General features: G+C 43.3%; 24 protein-coding genes, 4 tRNA genes and 1 other RNA gene. 6 read left to right on the forward strand and 23 right to left on the reverse strand.

Annotation, left to right across the window (positions count from 1 at the left end; translation table 11 throughout):
• The first annotated feature begins 212 nt into the window (after positions 1–212).
• Together Tfer_RS03875 and Tfer_RS03880 are read left to right on the forward strand one after the other, a co-directional pair.
• Positions 213–659, forward strand: a complete 447-nt coding sequence (locus Tfer_RS03875) for a cupredoxin domain-containing protein (protein ID WP_013121128.1) — start codon at positions 213–215, stop codon at positions 657–659.
• A 454-nt stretch (positions 660–1,113) separates the two neighbouring features.
• Positions 1,114–1,461 carry a YckD family protein gene (locus Tfer_RS03880; RefSeq protein ID WP_013121129.1) on the forward strand — a complete coding sequence of 116 codons (348 nt, stop codon included), beginning with the start codon at positions 1,114–1,116 and terminating at the stop codon, positions 1,459–1,461.
• A gap of 157 nt (positions 1,462–1,618) precedes the next feature.
• On the opposite strand, the gene Tfer_RS03885 is transcribed toward Tfer_RS03880, so the two are convergent.
• Positions 1,619–1,891 carry an SHOCT domain-containing protein gene (locus tag Tfer_RS03885; protein WP_013121130.1) on the reverse strand — a complete coding sequence of 91 codons (273 nt, stop codon included), beginning with the start codon at positions 1,889–1,891 and terminating at the stop codon, positions 1,619–1,621.
• A gap of 176 nt (positions 1,892–2,067) precedes the next feature.
• On the opposite strand from Tfer_RS03885, the gene Tfer_RS03890 reads away from it, so the two are divergent.
• Positions 2,068–2,520: an N-acetyltransferase gene (locus Tfer_RS03890; protein ID WP_013121131.1), complete on the forward strand. Its 453-nt coding sequence runs from the start codon at positions 2,068–2,070 to the stop codon at positions 2,518–2,520.
• An 85-nt stretch (positions 2,521–2,605) separates the two neighbouring features.
• Here the strand turns inward: Tfer_RS03890 and Tfer_RS03895 are convergent, their stop codons facing one another.
• From Tfer_RS03895 to Tfer_RS03905, 3 genes are all read right to left on the reverse strand, one after another.
• Entirely contained in the window at positions 2,606–2,845 is a 240-nt protein-coding gene (locus Tfer_RS03895) for a spore germination protein (protein ID WP_013121132.1), read from the reverse strand.
• A 50-nt stretch (positions 2,846–2,895) separates the two neighbouring features.
• Positions 2,896–3,135, reverse strand: a complete 240-nt coding sequence (locus tag Tfer_RS03900; protein WP_013121133.1) for a spore germination protein — start codon at positions 3,133–3,135, stop codon at positions 2,896–2,898.
• A gap of 169 nt (positions 3,136–3,304) precedes the next feature.
• The gene (locus tag Tfer_RS03905; protein ID WP_041587792.1) at positions 3,305–3,577 is read right to left on the reverse strand and encodes a metal-sensitive transcriptional regulator; all 273 of its coding nucleotides are present in this window, start codon (positions 3,575–3,577) and stop codon (positions 3,305–3,307) included.
• Positions 3,578–3,835: 258 nt separating this feature from the next.
• Between Tfer_RS03905 and mntA the strand changes: the two genes are divergently transcribed.
• Positions 3,836–4,309, forward strand: a complete 474-nt coding sequence (gene mntA, locus Tfer_RS03910; protein WP_052216960.1) for a type VII toxin-antitoxin system MntA family adenylyltransferase antitoxin — start codon at positions 3,836–3,838, stop codon at positions 4,307–4,309.
• A 44-nt stretch (positions 4,310–4,353) separates the two neighbouring features.
• On the forward strand, positions 4,354–4,500 hold the full coding sequence (locus Tfer_RS17250; protein ID WP_427916551.1) for a DUF86 domain-containing protein: 147 nt from the start codon (positions 4,354–4,356) through the stop codon (positions 4,498–4,500).
• A 213-nt stretch (positions 4,501–4,713) separates the two neighbouring features.
• On the opposite strand, the gene Tfer_RS03915 is transcribed toward Tfer_RS17250, so the two are convergent.
• Both Tfer_RS03915 and cas4 read right to left on the reverse strand, forming a co-directional pair.
• A complete protein-coding gene (locus tag Tfer_RS03915; RefSeq protein WP_052216961.1) occupies positions 4,714–5,109 on the reverse strand; it encodes a hypothetical protein in 396 nt (131 codons plus the stop codon).
• A gap of 290 nt (positions 5,110–5,399) precedes the next feature.
• Positions 5,400–5,675 carry a CRISPR-associated protein Cas4 gene (gene cas4 / locus Tfer_RS03925; protein WP_052216963.1) on the reverse strand — a complete coding sequence of 92 codons (276 nt, stop codon included), beginning with the start codon at positions 5,673–5,675 and terminating at the stop codon, positions 5,400–5,402.
• A 167-nt stretch (positions 5,676–5,842) separates the two neighbouring features.
• Between cas4 and Tfer_RS03930 the strand changes: the two genes are divergently transcribed.
• Complete coding sequence (locus Tfer_RS03930; protein WP_052216964.1) at positions 5,843–6,130, forward strand: DUF6922 domain-containing protein; 288 nt, start codon at positions 5,843–5,845, stop codon at positions 6,128–6,130.
• 271 nt (positions 6,131–6,401) lie between these two features.
• On the opposite strand, the gene Tfer_RS03935 is transcribed toward Tfer_RS03930, so the two are convergent.
• From Tfer_RS03935 to Tfer_RS04010, 17 genes are all read right to left on the reverse strand, one after another.
• Positions 6,402–6,683, reverse strand: coding sequence for a hypothetical protein (locus Tfer_RS03935; protein ID WP_052216965.1), 282 nt, complete (start codon positions 6,681–6,683; stop codon positions 6,402–6,404).
• Positions 6,684–6,969: 286 nt separating this feature from the next.
• Positions 6,970–7,347: RNase P RNA component class A (rnpB, locus tag Tfer_RS04085), an RNA gene on the reverse strand.
• Positions 7,348–7,440: 93 nt separating this feature from the next.
• Positions 7,441–8,220 carry a reverse transcriptase-like protein gene (locus Tfer_RS03940; protein ID WP_013121138.1) on the reverse strand — a complete coding sequence of 260 codons (780 nt, stop codon included), beginning with the start codon at positions 8,218–8,220 and terminating at the stop codon, positions 7,441–7,443.
• A gap of 100 nt (positions 8,221–8,320) precedes the next feature.
• Positions 8,321–9,037 carry a zinc ribbon domain-containing protein gene (locus Tfer_RS03945; protein ID WP_052216966.1) on the reverse strand — a complete coding sequence of 239 codons (717 nt, stop codon included), beginning with the start codon at positions 9,035–9,037 and terminating at the stop codon, positions 8,321–8,323.
• A 52-nt stretch (positions 9,038–9,089) separates the two neighbouring features.
• Positions 9,090–10,202 carry a Nif3-like dinuclear metal center hexameric protein gene (locus Tfer_RS03950; RefSeq protein WP_052216967.1) on the reverse strand — a complete coding sequence of 371 codons (1,113 nt, stop codon included), beginning with the start codon at positions 10,200–10,202 and terminating at the stop codon, positions 9,090–9,092.
• On the reverse strand, positions 10,175–10,879 hold the full coding sequence (locus tag Tfer_RS03955; RefSeq protein WP_052216968.1) for a tRNA (adenine(22)-N(1))-methyltransferase: 705 nt from the start codon (positions 10,877–10,879) through the stop codon (positions 10,175–10,177). The genes Tfer_RS03950 and Tfer_RS03955 overlap by 28 nt, the downstream gene beginning before the upstream one ends.
• A gap of 707 nt (positions 10,880–11,586) precedes the next feature.
• Positions 11,587–11,662 (reverse strand) — tRNA-Val (locus Tfer_RS03960).
• Between the two features lie 33 nt (positions 11,663–11,695).
• Positions 11,696–11,771: transfer RNA gene (locus Tfer_RS03965), tRNA-Glu, on the reverse strand.
• 113 nt (positions 11,772–11,884) lie between these two features.
• Positions 11,885–11,960: transfer RNA gene (locus Tfer_RS03970), tRNA-Ile, on the reverse strand.
• A gap of 54 nt (positions 11,961–12,014) precedes the next feature.
• A tRNA-Asn gene (locus tag Tfer_RS03975) sits at positions 12,015–12,089 on the reverse strand.
• 125 nt (positions 12,090–12,214) lie between these two features.
• Positions 12,215–13,315, reverse strand: a complete 1,101-nt coding sequence (gene rpoD / locus Tfer_RS03980) for an RNA polymerase sigma factor RpoD (RefSeq protein ID WP_052216969.1) — start codon at positions 13,313–13,315, stop codon at positions 12,215–12,217.
• Positions 13,316–13,347: 32 nt separating this feature from the next.
• Positions 13,348–15,177, reverse strand: a complete 1,830-nt coding sequence (dnaG, locus tag Tfer_RS03985) for a DNA primase (RefSeq protein ID WP_052216970.1) — start codon at positions 15,175–15,177, stop codon at positions 13,348–13,350.
• 77 nt (positions 15,178–15,254) lie between these two features.
• Positions 15,255–15,764 (reverse strand): YaiI/YqxD family protein, encoded by a 510-nt coding sequence (locus Tfer_RS03990; protein ID WP_052216971.1) that lies wholly within the window; start codon positions 15,762–15,764, stop codon positions 15,255–15,257.
• Positions 15,765–15,889: 125 nt separating this feature from the next.
• Entirely contained in the window at positions 15,890–16,891 is a 1,002-nt protein-coding gene (locus Tfer_RS03995) for a deoxyguanosinetriphosphate triphosphohydrolase (protein ID WP_052216972.1), read from the reverse strand.
• A 74-nt stretch (positions 16,892–16,965) separates the two neighbouring features.
• Positions 16,966–17,565, reverse strand: coding sequence for a flavodoxin family protein (locus Tfer_RS04000; protein WP_052216973.1), 600 nt, complete (start codon positions 17,563–17,565; stop codon positions 16,966–16,968).
• 86 nt (positions 17,566–17,651) lie between these two features.
• A complete protein-coding gene (thpR, locus tag Tfer_RS04005) occupies positions 17,652–18,230 on the reverse strand; it encodes an RNA 2',3'-cyclic phosphodiesterase (RefSeq protein ID WP_160315521.1) in 579 nt (192 codons plus the stop codon).
• Positions 18,231–18,241: 11 nt separating this feature from the next.
• Entirely contained in the window at positions 18,242–19,093 is an 852-nt protein-coding gene (locus tag Tfer_RS04010; protein WP_052216975.1) for an ATP-binding cassette domain-containing protein, read from the reverse strand.
• Between the last annotated feature and the right edge of the window lies 1 nt (position 19,094).

The raw sequence follows: 19,094 nt of genomic DNA on the forward strand, positions 1-19,094 counted from the left end.
TAGTATATTCCAGCAAAATAAATTACTACTTTTAGTAGTACTATGTCGAATTCATTGTACACTATTCCTGTAGGTTTAGCAATACTTTATTTAAAAAATATCAAATGAAAAAATTTTCTTGGATTTTGGGGCTTGTTTAACAAACTTCAATATAATATAATTTACATTGGTACTACGTTTTGTAGTATTATCTTTTTTTAGGAGGGTTATAAATGGGTAAAAAAAAGGGTACCACAAAAAAAGCCCGTTCCAGGCGAAATAATAAGCAAAAATTGATTCCCCTGGTTATTATGGCTATTGGAATTGTCGGACTTGCCGTCTGGATTGTCGCATCGGCAGCCAGGTCCGGTAGTGGCGCCGGTACGGGGCCGGCCGTGGCGGCCAAAGTGACGGACGGTGTCCAGGAAATTTCTATGGATCTCAGCCCTGCCGGTTACAGCCCTAATAATATTACCGTGAAAAAAGGCATTCCAGTAAAGATTAATACTAATGCCACAGCCGATGCCGGTTGTGTAAGGGGTATCATGATTCCTGATTTCAACATTAACGTAGCCCTTGATGTTGGTTCTGACTCCTTTACCTTTACGCCTGACAAGACAGGCACCTTTGAATTTACCTGTCAGATGAAGATGTCCAGGGGAACAATCACGGTTATTTAATAATTCCACCAAAATAATGGGGCTGTGATACTTCCACATGCATAACTATTGGGCAAATGATAATAAAAGCAAATCATTGATAAACTCCGAAAATGATGATAAATGCCCTTTCTTTTGTTAATTCAGCCGATTTTGATATTTGTCTTTTGAATAACCCGGTTCTATAATTAGCATAGTTACTACTTGTTGTAGTAAAGTTTTAAGTTAACATGAAGCCTGCTTTTTTTGCAGGTGATTTTTTACAATATTGTCTACTATCACGCGTAGTACTATCTGGATTCCTGATAGTTCAGGCCTATTCTGGTAATGTCAAACATTATGTTACAAAATTATCTGGTCTTTATATTATCAGGTATTCCAACTAAATAACCGATATGGAGGTGATGCAATAAGCACCAAAAAGGTTTTCGCCAACAAATTACTAAAAATCAAACTTATTGAGGAGGTCTTTCTTATGAAGAAGAAATTATTAACTGGTATCATAGCGGCAACATTGATGGTTGCTTTCGCCATTCCGGCTTTCGCAGCCATTTCCGACAGCCAGAAGAAAGAAATCAACAACCTGCTTGAACAAATTGCTTCTTTGCGTAAGCAAGTCGTCGAAAAGTATGTTGAAGCCGGTAAATTGACTAAGGAACAGGGCGAACAAATTAAAAAGAATATTGACCAAGCTACCAAATACCAGAAAGAGAACGACTTATTAGGACCCGGTTTCGGATGCGGCGGCCCGGGCATGATGGGCGGCTATAATATGATGGGCGGCTATAACATGATGGGTGGCTATAACGCCAATACCATTTAACTTTAGTTGAGTTGTACTTACAAAATAAATTATCCCCCACAAAAAAATAATACTTTATCTCTGTGCAGAGAGCCACAAAGGCTCTCTTTTTTTATCGAAAAAAATGAAAGAAAACAGGTGGTATACTTTCTTGGAAAATATACCACCTTAGCCTTGATTATTTCTTCAGGTCCTCAATCATCTGCCGGTATTGTTCTCTTGTAATTTCACCCTTTGCGTAGCGCTGGCGGAGGATCTCTTCGGCGCTGTCAGTATGTCCGGGGTATCCGTGCTCCCGCGGTCCATGACATGCTCCCAATCCTGCTCCCCGCAAGAACCTGGCAGCGACATAAAGTATTATTACCCAAAATACTATCTGTAAAATCATACCTATTCCCATCATCCACCAATCCCCTCCGACGTACGGACCGTAAAACCAGCGTCCCATCATAGTCTTGTCATCTCCTTAACAGTTTTGTTTCTTTTAATTTAACTCTTATTTTTGACCAAAACGAGGCAAAATTATGAACAATATGTGAAATTTATTAAAAACACTCCCCTATTTTCAAGGCCCCATAGCAGTAGTATAATAATTTTATAATTGTTATTGAGGAAGGAGAAGGCTCATTGATCTATAGAAAAGCAAAGATAACCGATGTGGAAGACATCCATGCCCTGCTGGCCCATTATGCCGGTGAAGGGTTAATGCTCGCCCGCCCCAGGTCAAAATTGTACGAAAGTATCCGGGAATTTTCAGTAGCCGAGAAAGATGGGAAAATTGTCGGCGCCGGCTCCCTGCACATCATCTGGGAAGACCTGGCTGAAGTCCGGGCACTGGCGGTAGCGCCGGAATACAGAGAAAAAGGCATAGGCAGGACCCTGGTCAACATTTTTTTGGAGGAAGCACGTAACCTTGGCATCCCTAAAGTTTTTACCCTCACTTACCAACGGGGTTTTTTTGAAAAATGTGGTTTTCGGCTTATTTCCAAGGACGTTTTGCCCCACAAAGTATGGAAAGAGTGTATTGATTGTCCCAAGTTTCCCAACTGCGACGAAAATGCCTTGGTCATAGATTTGTGAAATTCAGTTAGTCATACAAAAACGATGGAACTTTATTCCACCGCTTTTCCATTTACCATCGCGCTAAAAAAAGGACTTATGTGATTTAAGAGAGACTGACGGGACGAACAAACGCATTGTCAACCAAATCAGGGTCAAAAAATATCGGTGCATTTGGTGAGTTATTCAGGCTTATGTCTCCCGCACTAAATGCTCCGGCCACCTTGTTTTTGGTTTCGCTCTGCGGGGTCGTTAACAGGGTATCACCAATGTTTATCATAGCTGTTCCAGCACTGCTGTTGACTTTATAACCGCCAAGGTTGATAATTACCCCAACTCCAGGCAAAATTCTCACCTCTTTATAAATATTTCCTGGTCCCGTTGTATCGGAAGAAATTAAGAAACGCTTACCGGCCTTACAGTGGAACTGTCAATTACATCCGGGTCACTGAAAACAGGCGTGCTGGGGGCATTATTCAAAGTACCGTCGCCGGCGCTGAAAGGACCCGCCACCAGGTTTTTCGTTACGCTTTGTGGCGTGGTGATCAAATTATCACCGATATTGACTGAAGCCGTGCCGGTCATGCTGTTTATTTTAAAAGCCCCGATATTAATAACAACCCCAAAACCGGGCAAGACTATCCACTCCTTTCTCCGGCCATATCTTATTGTATGCTATAACTAACTATTTTGACAGGATGTTCTTTTTAGTTATCTTTCGTTCAAAAGGCAAAAAGAAAGAGCCTTACGGCTCCACGATTTAAAGTGATAATATAAATGAGAATTTTAGTTTTAAGAATACGGCCTATTTTATAAATTTGGAAATGACATCCACGAGCTCCTCTATACGCTCGTCGCCCTCACCTTTTCTGATGGCTGCCGAAACACAGCCCCTGGTATGGGATTCAATTATTGACAAGCCAATTTTATTAATTCTGGCCTTTACTGCCGCCAACTGTATAAGCAGGTCAACACAATAACGGTCTTCTTCGACCATTTTGGCTATACCACGAATTTGACCCTCCACAGTTTTTAAACCGTTGAGTAGGTTTTTCTTAAATTTTTCCGGCCTATCCAAAGATACCTGACGCTCCTTTACAACCCACCGGGGGGATTTTTTTTTATTGTACAACCTGGGGTTTAAGCTTGTCAAATGCTTATATTTTTCAGTTTTATCTGTTAATTTTTTCCGGATGTGGTATAATATTTTTAAATAAATACTTTAAGTGAGGTATTGCTGTATCACCAAAAAAGCTGCATACATGAATTTTTCTGGGAGCACAACGTAGCCAAACTTGACGAAGATTCAGTTTCCTTTAAGAGAGGATGACGTCTATTGTTTAAGAAAAAAAAAACATACCTGACTGATGCGGAAAAACAAAAACTGGCTGAAATACTGGCTGCCGAACCGGCCGTTGAACTGGCTTATATTTACGGTTCTTTCGCCACAGGATTGGCCAATAAAGACAGTGATGTGGATGTAGGTGTCTTAGTAAAACCGGAATATGAAAATACAGTGGATTTCAGTTTTGAGTGTTCGTTGGCCTTGAAACTGGAACAAGCAATTGGCAGAGACATTGACCTGCGGGTAATTAACAAAGCTCCTGTTTTTGCCCAGTACCAGGTTATTTACCCCAACGAGCTTCTATTTGCAGCCAATGATCAGACACGGGTCAATTTTGAAACCTACGTCATTTCACGTTACCTTGATATGAAGTATTACTGGGATTTGTACGATAAATACAGGAGTCTCCGCCTGAAAAGAGGTGAGTTCGGTGCTGGATTTGAACGTGATAAAGGCGCGTCTTGATATTATTGAAGATAACATAGCATATCTGAAAAAAAATAGCTGAAATAAGTTATGACACCTTTTCTTCCGATCCGGACAAAACACGTTCCGTCAGATATGCGTTACAAATATCTATTGAGGCATGCCTTGATATCGGCCAACATTTATTAGCCGGGCTTGGTCTCGGCAGACCGGCCAATTATCAATTATAAGGATGTCTTTTCTATCCTATTATTCTTCCGCTCACGGCTTTGTTGAAATTGCCTGGTTCTCTCTTTTAGCAGTTTCCAAAATATTTTCCTCCGAATATCCAATACTCCCTTCGGAAGTTCCTCTATACTGTATGGTGCCGGTTCTTCCATGCTTTGTCACACCCGCATTACCTTTTGCGATTCTTCACCTCTCAGAAAAGTATAACCTGGATATTACTTTTTTCCAGGCATGTTAAAATGCCGACGATATCTTTCTGGTATATTAATTTCTACATTGTAGCCTATGGCTTTAATTGCTTTGGATATAAGGTTAATTCCGTCATTAAAAAAGGTTTCTATACGCTTATCCTTATTACTGATACCCTTGTAATCGCCAGGGCAAACAAAGGTCCAATCGGCTCCGTCCTGAGTCAATACAACCCGAAAGAACTGATCTATTTCAGTTTCTTTATAATTAAGCTTTCTCAATAGTATTACATGCTCAACTGCATCATCTATGTGAGAAAGTAATAGTTCTTTACCGTTGAAAGAAACAAGCATCAGTAATGGATCATCCACTTGCATTGCTTCCCTGACACGTTTTTCGTCCGGGTAGTATCGAATATCCATATAAAATCTCCCTCCAGTTTATATTATAGGCCAATGTGTGCTGCTTGTCACTTATCTGCACGGTCAAACTGGGGGATTCTTATCTTTCAGTCCCTTCTACTTAAGGGATACGGCTGTAACCGACCGCAAATGCATGGGTAAAACCCTTGTCTGCCAAGGGTTTCATCCAACGCAGAGAGCCCTTGAAACAACTCAAATTTCGCAAATTTATTTTCTGCATGAAAACACCGGATATTTGCGAAATTACCATGCTTTACATTTTCTGCCCCTTTCATTTTTGCCATCTGCTTTCACCCGCAACACACCGCCAGATGCGGACAATTCTCTGGACATTTATTCGCCAGACCGGGGTCGATTTCCTCGTAGATCATGCGCATTTTTTCATCTCTTTCCTCGATAAACCACTGGCGCAGTTCATCGTCGATTATGTGGATGTCTTTAGTTACAATAAGCCGGTCATCCCTGAATTCTGCATAAACAATACAGATTTTGTTATTCTCCTTGACTACCAGGCGCTCGCTCTTTTTGCCCAAGAAAGAACCATAGTTAGAAACTAATACTTGCACAAGCCGCACCCCCATTATTTGGCATTTTTATTGTTGCCAAAATGTGGGAAGATTAATCAGCTTAAACTGATGTGATGCCCGTCGTTTAGACATTCTTCGGCCTGTTAATATTTGCCGGATGTGGTATAATATTTTTAATGAAAATGCTTTTGATGTGAGGTATAACCATGTTGCCGAAAGAGCTGCATAAATTTTTCTGGGAACACAACCCGGCTGAACTTGATGAAAAAACTTATTGGTATTTTACGATAGGACGTCTTCTGGAATATGGCAATGACCAGGCCATCAGGTGGGTGTTCAGTCATTATCCCCAGGAAAAAATTATTGAAGTTATTAAATCCAGCCGGTCGATTTCAAAGAAAACGGCAAATTTCTGGAAGAATTTCTTCCATCTAAGGGAGGAGGAAGTTTTTTGTTTGACGAAGTCATCTCACCAGCCAGGCATAAACTCATGATGCGGAAAAAAGCCCGCCCCTGGATATGCTGTGGTCTGTACAATGGGATGAGGTCAAGAAGTTTTTTCTGGATGAAACCGGGAAACTGGTCAGGGATGAGATTTTGGGGGTATAGGTGTTGAAGAATATAAATTCAGCATCATTGGGATAATTTACGAATTCGTTAGACAGATTGCCAGATTTGTGGGGGAATATGAGAATAAATAGTGTAGAGAATTAACACCTGCCGTGGGCAGGTGTTTTTTAGTATTTAAGAAATTTTTTATAGATTTTAATAAACTTGAAAGCAGGTGAAAAGCCAATGATCCGACAATATACTTTCAATGCTGCCGTATGTAGGAACATAATCCTGTTGCTCCTTTTCCCGGATAACAGCAACTATCTTCTGCAGGGCAGCCTCCAAATCTTCCCGGTGGGGAAATCCTTTCTGCTCGAGCAGTACCCGGGCAGCCACAAAGAGCGCCGTGGCCTCTGCCCCCGAAAAAGAAAGGGGTTTCAGATTATAGGCGCCTCTGGATGCAAAGGTATTAATATTAAATGAGCAACCCTGCACAAGCGTGGCGTACCCGTTTACTAAGTTCGTTTTTGTTCATTCTTCTTTCCTCTGTAAAACCTTTATTGTATCGTCAACCCAAAGTTCAAGCCTTCTAATAAACGCCCTTGGAAAATACTCCCTTGTTAGAACCTGTAACAGTATCCACAACCTGGATGCCCTTTTTTCCGATGCAGCACAATATATTTTGAGCCTTAACTCCCCATACTCTTTAATCATACTATCTTAATAAAAACAATGGTGGGAAACCGAATGTATAAACATACAATCCAGTTTCCCATAAACAAAACCGAGTAAATCGATAAGCCGAGTTCTGTCGTGGATGATCATCTATCTGGGACGACAGTTACCTGCCGCCTCTAGCGACCTTACCCGGGAACGGAACGGGCCGCTCCATTGTTCCCCTATTTGGTCTTGCTCCAGGTGGGGTTTACCTAGCCGGTTAGTCGCCTAACCGCTGGTGAGCTCTTACCTCACCGTTCCACCCTTACCCCATACTAGAGGTTAGAGGTAACCTCCAACCTCCAGTAGGAGGCGGTTTGTTTCTGTGGCACTTTCCTTGGGGTCGCCCCCACTGGGTATTACCCAGCACCCTGCCCTGTGGAGCTCGGACTTTCCTCAGGTATAAACATAAATTTATACCCGCGATCATCTGATTTACTCAGTTTATTTTATGTTTTGTTCTCCTGCTGTGTTTCAGGAGTTTTATACTAACATTTTTTTATCGTCATGTCAAATGCCAAATTTCTCTAATTATTTACCCAAATAACGTGGTTTGGACCTGGGCTCCAGAATTGGCATTGTTATTATCTTCTTTTTTAGGCAACAAATCGAAGCGCATGGGATAATAAGACACTATCTCCCGAGAATCAGCCAGCGCTTCAACTTGGTGTTCAACCTGACCTGTGATGGCCAGTCCCGTTCCTTTGGTCAATATGATATCCCGACCGGCAATAGCATATTTAAGCTTGCCTTTTACCAGGTAACTGGTTTGTTCATGAAGGTGCTTATGAAGAGGTAAAATTAAGCCTTTAGGATAATTAAACTCTACCAACATCAGTTTGGGAGTAAAGGCAATTACTTTCCAGGTAAGGGGGCTTTCCCGGTCAGGTTCAACGGAAACAGTGTGAATGTTTTCTTCAAGGTTAGCGGCTGCTTTAGCCAATTCGTAGGCCTGTTTATTAGTTTCCCGATCTATTAAATAAAGGTTGACCAGAGGATTTTCTTCCAAAAGGCTGCAGGCCCGTTCATGTAGCATTTTGAGCTTTTTATCCCTTACATCAAAAACACCCTTTAACTGTTTAAACATGAGCTCGTTATCGGTGTATATATCAACGGAACCGAAATTCCAATTTACCGCTCTTTCCAGCGCTTTATTCAGCGCCAGGTAACCTGCTTCATTAAGGGAAGTCTGGCCCACATATTCGCCTTTTTCCATTAAAGTAGTGGTTTTATCCGTACACGCTACCATCCCAATACCGGCAGTATTTGTTTTTCTACTGACAGTTCCGCAGAGGTATATAGTTAAATCCGCCATGTTACCACCTCTTGGCTAAATAAATGAATTTTTCACCTTATTATATGTGCCGTGGAAATAAATTGCCAAGGGGTGGCCATGCTTTTGATAATTTTAAAACCTAAAGAGTAAATAAAATCCGTCCGCAATTCTCACAAAAGATATCCTCAGAATTCTCTTGGTTTTTAAGTCTTTTAACTGTTTCGATGGACAAGACCATGTTGCACCCGGTACAAGTATCATGTTGAATTAAAGCCACAGGTTTTTTATCAGGAAACTTTTCCCGCATCTCGGTAAACCACCGCAATATTTCGGGCCCAATACTTTCCTTTAGTTTTTCGATATCATCGCTTATCCGGCTAACTTCCGCCTCCCGGCTATCCTTTTCCCGCTGAAAAGCAGTGCACAAGATTTTAAATTCCTTAATTCCCGCTTCAATCTCCTGTTTAACGCTGCTCAATTCATTCTCAATGCCTTCCATTTTTTCCAGATTGTCTATAATTTCATCCTCTAAAGCTGCTATTTGTTTTTCTATTTGTTCAACTTTATGCTGAGCCTGTTTCAGTTCTTTTGGGGAGGACACTTTATCGCTGTATAGCAGAAAGTTGGTTGCTGCCAGTTTTTCCTTCAAAGACTCTACCTCGTGTTCCCTAGCCCAATTTTTCTTTTTTATTTGTTCAAATTTATTCTTTTTTTGTTCATATATCTGTTTAAATTCTACCAATTCGGTTTTTAACTGCTTCAGTTTTGCTGTGCCGGACTTTAGCGGTCTTCCCAATTCATTTAATTGGCTCTCCAGGTTTTGTAAATCCCATAACAACTTAAGGTATTCTTTCATGGTAAACCCCCCGCAAAAAATAATATAAAGGACAGAAGTCCAGCTCCTGCCCTCATAAAAACGTAAAAGGGTCTGTGTTAACTTGAGATACATAAATTTCCACACCGTCTTTTACCAGGCGCTCTTTTAAAAATGCCGCCAGTTGGTCCAATATGACAATCTCCGTCCCGTTATGACCGGCGTCTATTAAATGCAGGTCCATTTCTTTTGCTTCTAAGGCTTCATGGTATTTCACGTCGCCCGTTACCAATACATCGGCGCCGGCAAAAAAAGCCTTATGCAAAAGGCTGGCTCCACTCCCACCGCAAACCGCCACTCTTTTAACTGTTTTTGCCAAATCGCCTACAACCTTAACAGTCTGCACATTAAGCGTTTTCTTAACCCTGTCGGCAAACCTGCCCAAAGTGGTCTCCTCGTTTAGAACTCCCATTCTGCCCAGGCCAAAAACCTTGCCCCTGTTGAAAAGAGGATACACATCATAAGCAACTTCTTCGTATGGATGGGCTTTTAACATTGCTTTCAAAACGCTGTTTAAATTCTGCTTGGGTAGAATCGTCTCCAAACGCTTTTCCTCTACCTTTTCAAGCTGTCCTACCGCTCCAATGAATGGGTCGGACCCTGCCAAAGGTTTAAAAGTACCTATCCCGTCAACCTGAAAAGTACAATCCGAGTAATTGCCAATCCACCCTGCTCCGGCTTTGGTAACGGCTTCCCTGACGGCATCCTCATGCCCTGCGGGAATAAAAACAACAAGTTTAACAAGCTCTTCCTCCTTGTCCGGGCTTAGGATTTCTATATTTTGTAAACCAAGTTTTTCCGCCAGAACCGCATTTACCCCTTCCACAGCGCTGTCCAGATTGGTATGGGCTGAATAAACAACTAATCCGTTCAAAACAATCTTTTCAATCAATGCACCAAAGGAAGTGTCAAAACGCAAATTCCTTAAAGGCTTAAAAATGAGCGGGTGATGCGAAACAATCATTTCCGCCCCCATACTTAAAGCTTCGTTGACAACATCAGCCGTAACATCCAGAGTCACTAATACTTTGGAAACCTCCCTTGTGGTCGTCCCAACCTGCACACCCACATTATCCCATTCTTCGGCCAGGTGTTTAGGAGCAAACTGTTCTATGTAATTTATAACGGTTTGGCATTTAACAGACATTCTAACACCTCTTCCAGCCTTTTTATCTCTGCCGACATTTTCTCTGATTGCTCCCGGGCCTGAATAGAACCCTGCCGTTTAATCTGAGCCATGATGCGCTTACGGTGCTCCAATTCCTTTTCCAGTTTCTCTTTCAGCAGCGGGTGTTTCCTGGCCAAGAGCACAGGGCCATACAAAATTTCCTCTTCCTTCAGCCGAAACCCGGCGCCTCTCCTGGCCATAATAACGGTATATATTTTATCATCTTCCTGTACCAGTTCTTCGTCGTCAATTACCCACCCATTGGTCATTAGCCACTTTCGCAGGATATCTTCATCAGTCATGGGCTGTAAAACCAGCTTTTTGAGTCCTTGCACAATCAATGGTTGGCCATTTAAAATATCCACAATGGTAGCCCCTCCCATGCCGGCTATAATTGCAGTATCTACTTCGCCCGGTTTTAAAACTGATAAGCCGTCACCCAACCGCACATCTATTTTTCTACTCAGTCCCATCTTTTGTACGTTTTTTAAAGCTGTTTCATAGGGACCTTTGTTCAGATCAGCAGCAACGATATAGTTATTGCCCCTGTTGGCAAGAAATATGGGTAAATAACCGTGGTCTGTTCCAATATCAGCTAATCTGTCGCCGATATCGATAAATGAAGCCAGCGCCAATAATCTTTTTGATAAATTCATAGTCACACCTTAAGCTAAAAGATAACTCTGTTTTATTATTTCAACATCTTTGGTTTAAATACCTTTAAACAACCCAACCCATACTTAATTTACCAAATAAAAATTAAACTTTTGGCGAATTAATATATTTTCCACGGAGATAATAATTAATGAAAAGGGTTCATAACAGCCGAGCGAAGATCATTGCAGGCTCTTTACAGGGTCTGTAATGGTCGGGCAAAGGTTATTACAGGGTCGCCGGTTACCTTTTGGCTCTGTAATAGCCGGAGCGCAGATTGTTATGGGTTCCGCATGGGTTTGCAGCAGCCCGAACGGTTGCTGTAGGCTCAGTAGGGATTCATAACAGTCGGGCCACGATCATCATGGGTTCTGGAAGGTTTTCCCCGGAGTCCGCCCTTTAGAATTATTCTAAAGGTTCCCCTCCGGATGTACAACCTATAGGGTCTGTAGCAGCCGAGAGGTTGCTGCAGGCTCGGTAAGGGTTCATGATGGTCAGACAAAGGTTGTTGTATGTTCCGTAAGGGTTCGTAGCAGTCGAAAGATTGCTGCGGGCTCTGTAGGGATATACAGCAGCCGGCGGTAGGTTGTTATGGGCTCTTTTTTATGTGACTTCCGCCTCGGCCTTATGGTGGGCAAAGGGTCCTTACAAGCAGGGGGTCGGCTAAAACAAAAGCTGTTGGATCTATCCAACAGCTTTAATCCTCCTCTGGTGGGCGATGACAGGATCGAACTGCCGACCCCCTGCTTGTAAGGCAGGTGCTCTCCCAGCTGAGCTAATCGCCCTAACTATCTATATAAATTTTGATTATTATTAATTGGTGACCCCTACGGGATTCGAACCCGTGTTACCGCCGTGAAAGGGCGGTGTCTTAGACCACTTGACCAAGGGGCCTCTATTGGAGGTTGGAAATTGGATGTTAGAGGTGGATATTCGGTTGGAATTCGCTTCAGCGAATTCCTTCCATTTTTCCAACTTCCAACTTCTAACCTCTAACTTCCAGTAAATGGTGGGCCCACCAGGACTCGAACCTGGGACCAACCGGTTATGAGCCGGTTGCTCTACCAACTGAGCTATAGGCCCTTTTCTATTAAATGGCCAGTGCCTTTGGGACACCCACCATATTTGATTTAGTTATGGCTCCCCGGGCAGGACTCGAACCTGCAACCTACCGGTTAACAGCCGGGTGCTCCACCATTGAGCTACCGAGGAACATCTCAAGTGACAAAATACATTATACGATACATTTATAACTTGGTCAATAATATTGTTACTGGAAAATTTAAATTTATTCCTACTTAACAGAAAATATGTCGTGAATACTCAAAAACCCTTCGCTATTCTAAAAAGTCCTTTAATTTTTTACTTCTGCTGGGGTGTCTTAATTTTCTTAAAGCCTTCGCTTCTATCTGCCTGATACGCTCTCTGGTTACCCCAAATTCCTGGCCTACTTCCTCCAAAGTCCTGGACCTTCCGTCATCAAGGCCAAACCTCAACCGCAGGACTTTTTCCTCTCTTGGAGTAAGGGTCTCCAATACCTCTTCCAGTTGTTCACGCAGCAATATAAAGGAAGCTGCTTCTGCCGGAGCGGGCGCATCCTGGTCTTCTATGAAATCACCAAGATGGGAATCCTCCTCTTCGCCGATAGGAGTCTCCAATGAGACAGGTTCCTGGGCAATCTTCATAATCTCCCTCACCCTGTCCACCGGGATATCCATTTCAGCCGCAATTTCCTCAGGAGTTGGTTCGCGCCCAAGCTCTTGCAGTAATTGCCTGGAAACCCGGATTAACTTATTAATAGTCTCCACCATATGCACAGGAATTCGTATAGTTCTGGCCTGGTCCGCGATGGCCCTGGTAATTGCCTGTCTGATCCACCAGGTGGCATAGGTACTGAATTTATAACCCTTACGGTAATCAAACTTTTCTACGGCCTTAATCAAACCCAGGTTACCTTCCTGAATTAGGTCCAGGAATAACAATCCTCTGCCAACATACCTCTTGGCAATACTTACCACCAAACGCAAATTCGCTTCAGCCAGCCGCCGTTTAGCTTCCTCATCTCCTGACTCCATTCTCTTAGCCAGTTCAACTTCTTCTTCAGCGGTCAACAGCGGAACTCGCCCTATTTCCTTAAGGTACATACGGACAGGGTCATCTATACCAATACCGTCGGGTACAGTTAAATCCACTTCAATTTCGGCCTCTTCAGCGTCAGCTTCGATAGCCTCACTATCCAAGGGCTCCAGGTCAGGTACTTCAGGAACCACATCTATTCCCATATTGGCTAACTTTTCATAGATTTCATCTATCTGTTCGGGGTTCAGGTCCACACTCTGCAAAGTGTTCATAATCTCGGTGTAGGTTAAAATACCCCTTTTCTTTCCATTTTCAATTAATTCTTGTACCCCTTCAACTTGTATAATATCCTTGGACATGTATTCCCCCCCTTCCCCAGGGTATTGGTATTTTATATAAGTTTGGAAAACTCCATTAAAAGTTTATCTCGCAGTTCCATATCTTTAGACTGTTCCGCCTGCTCAATTTGTTTCAATAATGTTTCACGGCGGCATTTTATGTCATCATCCTTAATCACCTTAATATAGTCGGCAATTAAGGAGTGCGGGTCGCCCGGCGGTTCCTCCTGCATCATCAAAGCCGAGAGTTTCTGCCTTAGTTCTTTATCTGCCACTTTATCAATAAAAGCAGCAGGTTCAAATTCAATGCCAGAGGCCAAAATTTCATCCAAATAATTTATAATAACAATATATTCCGGAACATCGGTGAAATTCACACCCAGTTCCTCTTTGACTCTTCCATAAAGCTCCTGATGTGTAATCAGCAACCTTATCAGGTTGTCTTCCGCTTGCCGGCGTGCGCTTTTTTTAATTACCTGTTCAGGATTTGTTACCTTGGGGGTTCCTTTAGGCGCTTTAAACTCAGTGTTATTATCCCTTTCTAAGGTAATTTTATCCCATTTGGCCATATTTTTTCTGAATTGCTGCTGATATTTCTTAATTTCTCCCCAAAGTGAATGGGAACTTATGCCTAAAGTTGTTGAAATTAACTTTATTTGTTCTTCTCTTTCAATTTCGCTGGGAATTCTGATTATATTAGGTATTAATTCGCCAACAATTCCTATTTTCCCTTCAATCGTATTACAATCAAATTTTTCCATACCTTTGGCCAATTTATATTCAATCAAAGACTTAGAACCTTCCCTGATTAAGCGGGTAAAACTTTCCGGTCCTTTCTTCCTAATCAATTCATCGGGATCCTTGCCATCCGGGATGGTCACCACTTTCACCCGGCACCCTGTGTCCTGCAGAATCTCTAAACCGCGCAGGGTAGCTGCTACCCCGGCTGTATCCGCATCATAAGCAATATATACATTTGGCGCGTAGCGGGCCAAAATTTTACCCTGTTCCCTGGTCATTGCCGTACCAAGAGAAGCGACCACATTTGAAACCCCATACTGGTGACAGGTAATTACATCCATGTAGCCTTCAACTATAACGACGTGTTCTTGTTCTCTTATAGCCGGAATAGCAAAATTAATCCCGTATAAATTTTTACTTTTGTTAAAAACACTGGTTTCAGGAGAATTCAAATACTTCGGCAGGCTATCATCCAAAACCCGCCCTCCGAAACCAATAACATTATTTTTGTGGTCCCAGATTGGGAACATCACTCTGTTGCGAAACCGGTCATAATAGCCGGTCCCGGTGGACCTTTTTGTTACCAGGCCCTGCGCCTCTAAATAATCTGGCGAATATCCCCTTTTTTGCAAAAATCCCAGCAGGCTGTCCCAGCCAGGCGGCGCAAAACCAAGTTGAAATTTTTCTATAGTAGCCCGGTCAATACCTCTTTTCAGGAGGTATTCCCTGGCTCCGGCAGCTATGTCATGATTAAGCAAAATATAGTGATAAAAGTTTTTAACCAATTCATTTAACCTGTACGCCTTTTCCCTCTGCCTGAGTTTCTGTGCCGCAGCGGAATTTTTACCCTCAGGAATAACTATACCCGCTTTATCGGCCAGAAACTTAGCAGCCTCAGGAAAGTTCAGGTTTTCTATCTGCATAATAAAGGAGATTACATTCCCTCCTGCCCCACAGCCAAAACAGTAATACATCTGCTTTTCAGGGTTCACTGTAAAGGAAGGAGTTTTTTCATTATGAAACGGGCACAACCCCACATAATTCCTGCCCTGTTTTTTCAAACGCAGGTATTCGGATACTATTGTATAAATGTCATTCCTTTGCCTTATTTCATCTACTATATCATCGGGGATAAAACCCAATTAAACCACCCTCAAATCCGACAACTCGTAGTAAATAAGTGATTCGCCAAATATTGATATTTTCCTGCTGCCGGATTTTAAAACCCCCTCTCCTCAAGAGACGGGGTTTTTGCTTCTTTTAATATCCCCTCGATTAATCTAGTTAAATTAAGGCAAAACCTTTGCCTATCAGATTTGGTAAAGGCTTTCGGACCCTTCGTGCGCCCTCCGCCCCGGCGAATTTTAACGCCAAGGTGGCGTTCGACCAACAGCCTCTCCATACTCGCTTCGGAATAAATATATCCTCTTGGGCTTAAAGCCCGGGCCTCTTTGGCCAAGACCAAACTGGCCAGCCCGTAATCACCGGTGACTACAATATTATTTCTCTTTACCCTGTTCAGAATTTCCATATCTACAGCCTGAGAGACATTATCAACATAAATCAAATCTTCCCCAGGTCGCACTTCCCGGCCAAAATGCGCTATACTCGCAATTAGTATAACCGGAATATTAAATTTTTTTGCAACATTGGTTATTTCTGAAAGCACTGGGCAAGAGTCCGCATCGACGAGTATTTTAATGGGATAATTAGTATTATTCGATGTCACATAAAATTTTCCTTCCCGTTTTGACAAATTTTAAAAAGATTCTGCCAAAACATATATTATTTTAACCATAAATTAACAGATTATACAGGTTTAAAAAAGTATTATAACATATAAAGTCTTTTTTATCAAACTATCCAGGGGTCAGGTAAAAATAACTCGGTATATTGTTTTATGGCATAACGGTCTGTCATACCGGCTACGTAATCACAGGCAATTCTGACTATAGATTCGGATTTCTTCAAAACATCCCATTCTTCAGGAAGGGCTTCCGGATGCTCTACAAAATGCATAAACAAGCTTACCAATACTTTTTTCGCTTTTTGTTCTTCTTTTTTGGCGGTAGAACCCACATAAACACGTTCAAACAGAAAGGAACGAAGTTTGTCCATGGCCTCTTTTACTTCCGGGCTCATTTTTATTTCCGGTTGGTCTGTGCTGGCTGTTATCATGTCTCTTACCATAGTATTAATACGCGTACTGTGGTCTTCGCCAAGAACCTTTAAACAATCCCTCGGCAGGTCACTCAACCTGATGATCCCACCCCTGATGGCATCATCAATATCATGGTTAATATATGCCATCCGGTCAGCAATTTTTACAATAGCGCCTTCCAGGGTAGCCGGGGTAACAGGGCCTGTATGGTGCTCGATGCCGTTCCGGACCTCCCAGGTCAGGTTCATGGGTTCAAGCACATCAACCACCCGGAGGCTCTGTTCATTGTGTTTGAAATGCATGCCAAAATGCTCCTGCATAACCACATTTAAAGCCTCTTCGCCGGCATGCCCGAAAGCCGTGTGTCCCAGGTCATGTCCCAGGGCAATGGCTTCTGTCAGGTCTTCATTTAAACGCAGAGCTTTGGCAATAGTACGGGCAATCTGCGCCACTTCAAGGGTATGGGTCAGGCGGGTTCGGTAATGGTCTCCTTCCGGCGCTATAAACACCTGGGTTTTATGTTTGAGCCGCCGAAAAGCCTTGGAATGGACTATGCGATCCCGATCCCTTTGGAATGCCGTCCTTACTTCACATTCCGGAGCCGGTTTCATGCGCCCTCGGCTGTTTCTGGACAAACAGGCATATGGTGAAAGCTGCCGTGCTTCCATTTGTTCCGTTCTCTCCCGGATATTCATTTGCGCACCCCCTCAACCGGAACACTAGGTAAAGAAAAGTCGCGGGCAGTCCCACGACAATTAAGCTATAGCAATTATCTCTGCCTTAAAGCTTTTGTAGCTTCAGCTACTTCATAAACCCGCCGGCCAAGAATGCGGGCCCGCAGCAATCCTGTTTCATCAGCATTGGCAGGCCGCTGGGCACAACCGCCGTGGTGACCGGCGTCATCTTCAATATAACCGTCGCCGACTACCGTCATACCCTGCACCAGCATCATGTCATGAATGGCCTTAACAGTAGTTTCCTGTCCGCCAAAGCGGGCGGCACCCACCGTAACTGCTCCGCCAACAACGTTTAACAGTTTCTTGTTGGCCCGCAGTTGCCTCGTTTTATCCCAGAAACCTTTCAACTGAGCGGAAACAGTACCGAAGTAAACCGGGCTGCCAATAATTATTCCATCGGCTCGGCCGAGCAGTTCATAAACCTTGCCCAGTTCCCGATCCTTAAAACAGTGACCGCCGCAAGGGTTGGAACAGCAGTTGCAAAAAGGTATCGTCGCACTCTTCATAGCCTCAGCAGCATGAATGATAACAATTTCAGCCCCCTTTTCCCTGGCCGGTTCCAGGGCGGCACTTAATAATGCAGCAGTATTATCTTCTTTATTCGGGCTGCCGTTCAAGCCGATAATTAACACTCTGTTCACCTCTCCGCAGCATCAACTAAAAACATAATTTAATTTTATTCTAGCTCGGGCAAAATGTTCCTGCAAAAAAAAAATATTTAGCCGGTACTTAATGGAAACCTTGCAAGACTTTTATAAACGGGGCCGGCAGGCGTAAGCCGGCTTTCATACAATATTACTTCGCCAACATGGACTGTTAACCCTGTAATCCCTTCCACCGTTCCCTGTGGGGACAAATGAAATACCTTTTCCGGCTGCTTTTTTAACCGGCCGAGGGTCAGATGGGGAATATATTTCTTGGTATCCCGGGCTAAACCAATTTCCTCGGCGATTTCGTCTATAATTTCGTGCAATCTGGCCAGGTTACTACCCGGATCACAGACCCCAGTCCACAGAACATTAGGATTTTTCAAGTTTGGAAATCCTCCGATTTTCGTGAGCTTAAACCGAAAACTTCCTACACTGCTCAGCCTTTCGGGAATCATATCTTTAAGCCTGCCGATTTGCTGTTCTGAAATATCGCCGAAAAATTTTACAGTCAAATGCAGGTTCTGTCGTTCCACCCATTTTATTCTAAAACCCTCTGGTCCGGCTACCTTCTCAATGGATTCCTGCACAGCGGAAAGCTGCCGTTTGGCCTCACCGGACAGCGGAACAGCCAGAAAGCAGCGTTTCAAACTCAGGGCGCTCACCCCTTTTGACTAATTTTCCTGATCGCTTTTACCGCCTCATCTACCGTATAAGGTAATGTATCTGGCGTAAATTCCGGCAGCCGGCTGAAAATCTGCGCTACGATGGGTAGGCGTAAATTAGCCTGAGAGACAATATCTTTATTCACCAGCAGTTCTTTACCTCCTTCGGCCAGTGTCCTACCCGATTTGATGACAATAATCCGGTCAGCCCATTCCGCGGCCAGATCCATATCATGAGTGGCTAACAGAATAGTTTTACCCCTCTCATAAAAGCCGGCCAGAATCTCCATAAGCACGTCCTGTCCCCCAGGATCCAGATAAGCCGTGGGCTCATCGAGAATTATTACTTCCGGGTCCATGGCCACAACCCCGGCAATGGCCACCCTTTTCTTCTGGCCGAAGCTCAGGTGGTGAGGCGCTTTATCCTTGAATTCCCACATACCTACTAATTTCAGGGCATCCTCTACCCGGGATTTAACTTCATCGCGGCCCAAACCCATATTCAGCGGGCCAAAAGCAACATCGTCCCATGCCGTCATAGCAAATACCTGGTCATCAGGGTCCTGAAATACCAAACCCACCTTATTCCTGATCTCTTTTTCTGTAGCCGGTGATACCTCTATCCCCGCCACTTTAATGCTTCCCTGCTGAGGCAGGTTGATGGCATTCAAGTGCAACAACAGGGTTGACTTACCTGCTCCGTTGGGTCCGACCAAAGCCGTCCGTGAACCCTTTGGTACGGAGAGGGATATTCCTTTTAAGGCGTGGGTATCATCTTTATACCGGTAATGCAGGTCATTTACTTCTATGATATTTTCTATGTCGGCTCCCTTGTTTACCGTACCCATT

This window comes from Thermincola ferriacetica (genome assembly GCF_001263415.1).
GTDB lineage: Bacteria > Bacillota > Thermincolia > Thermincolales > Thermincolaceae > Thermincola > Thermincola ferriacetica.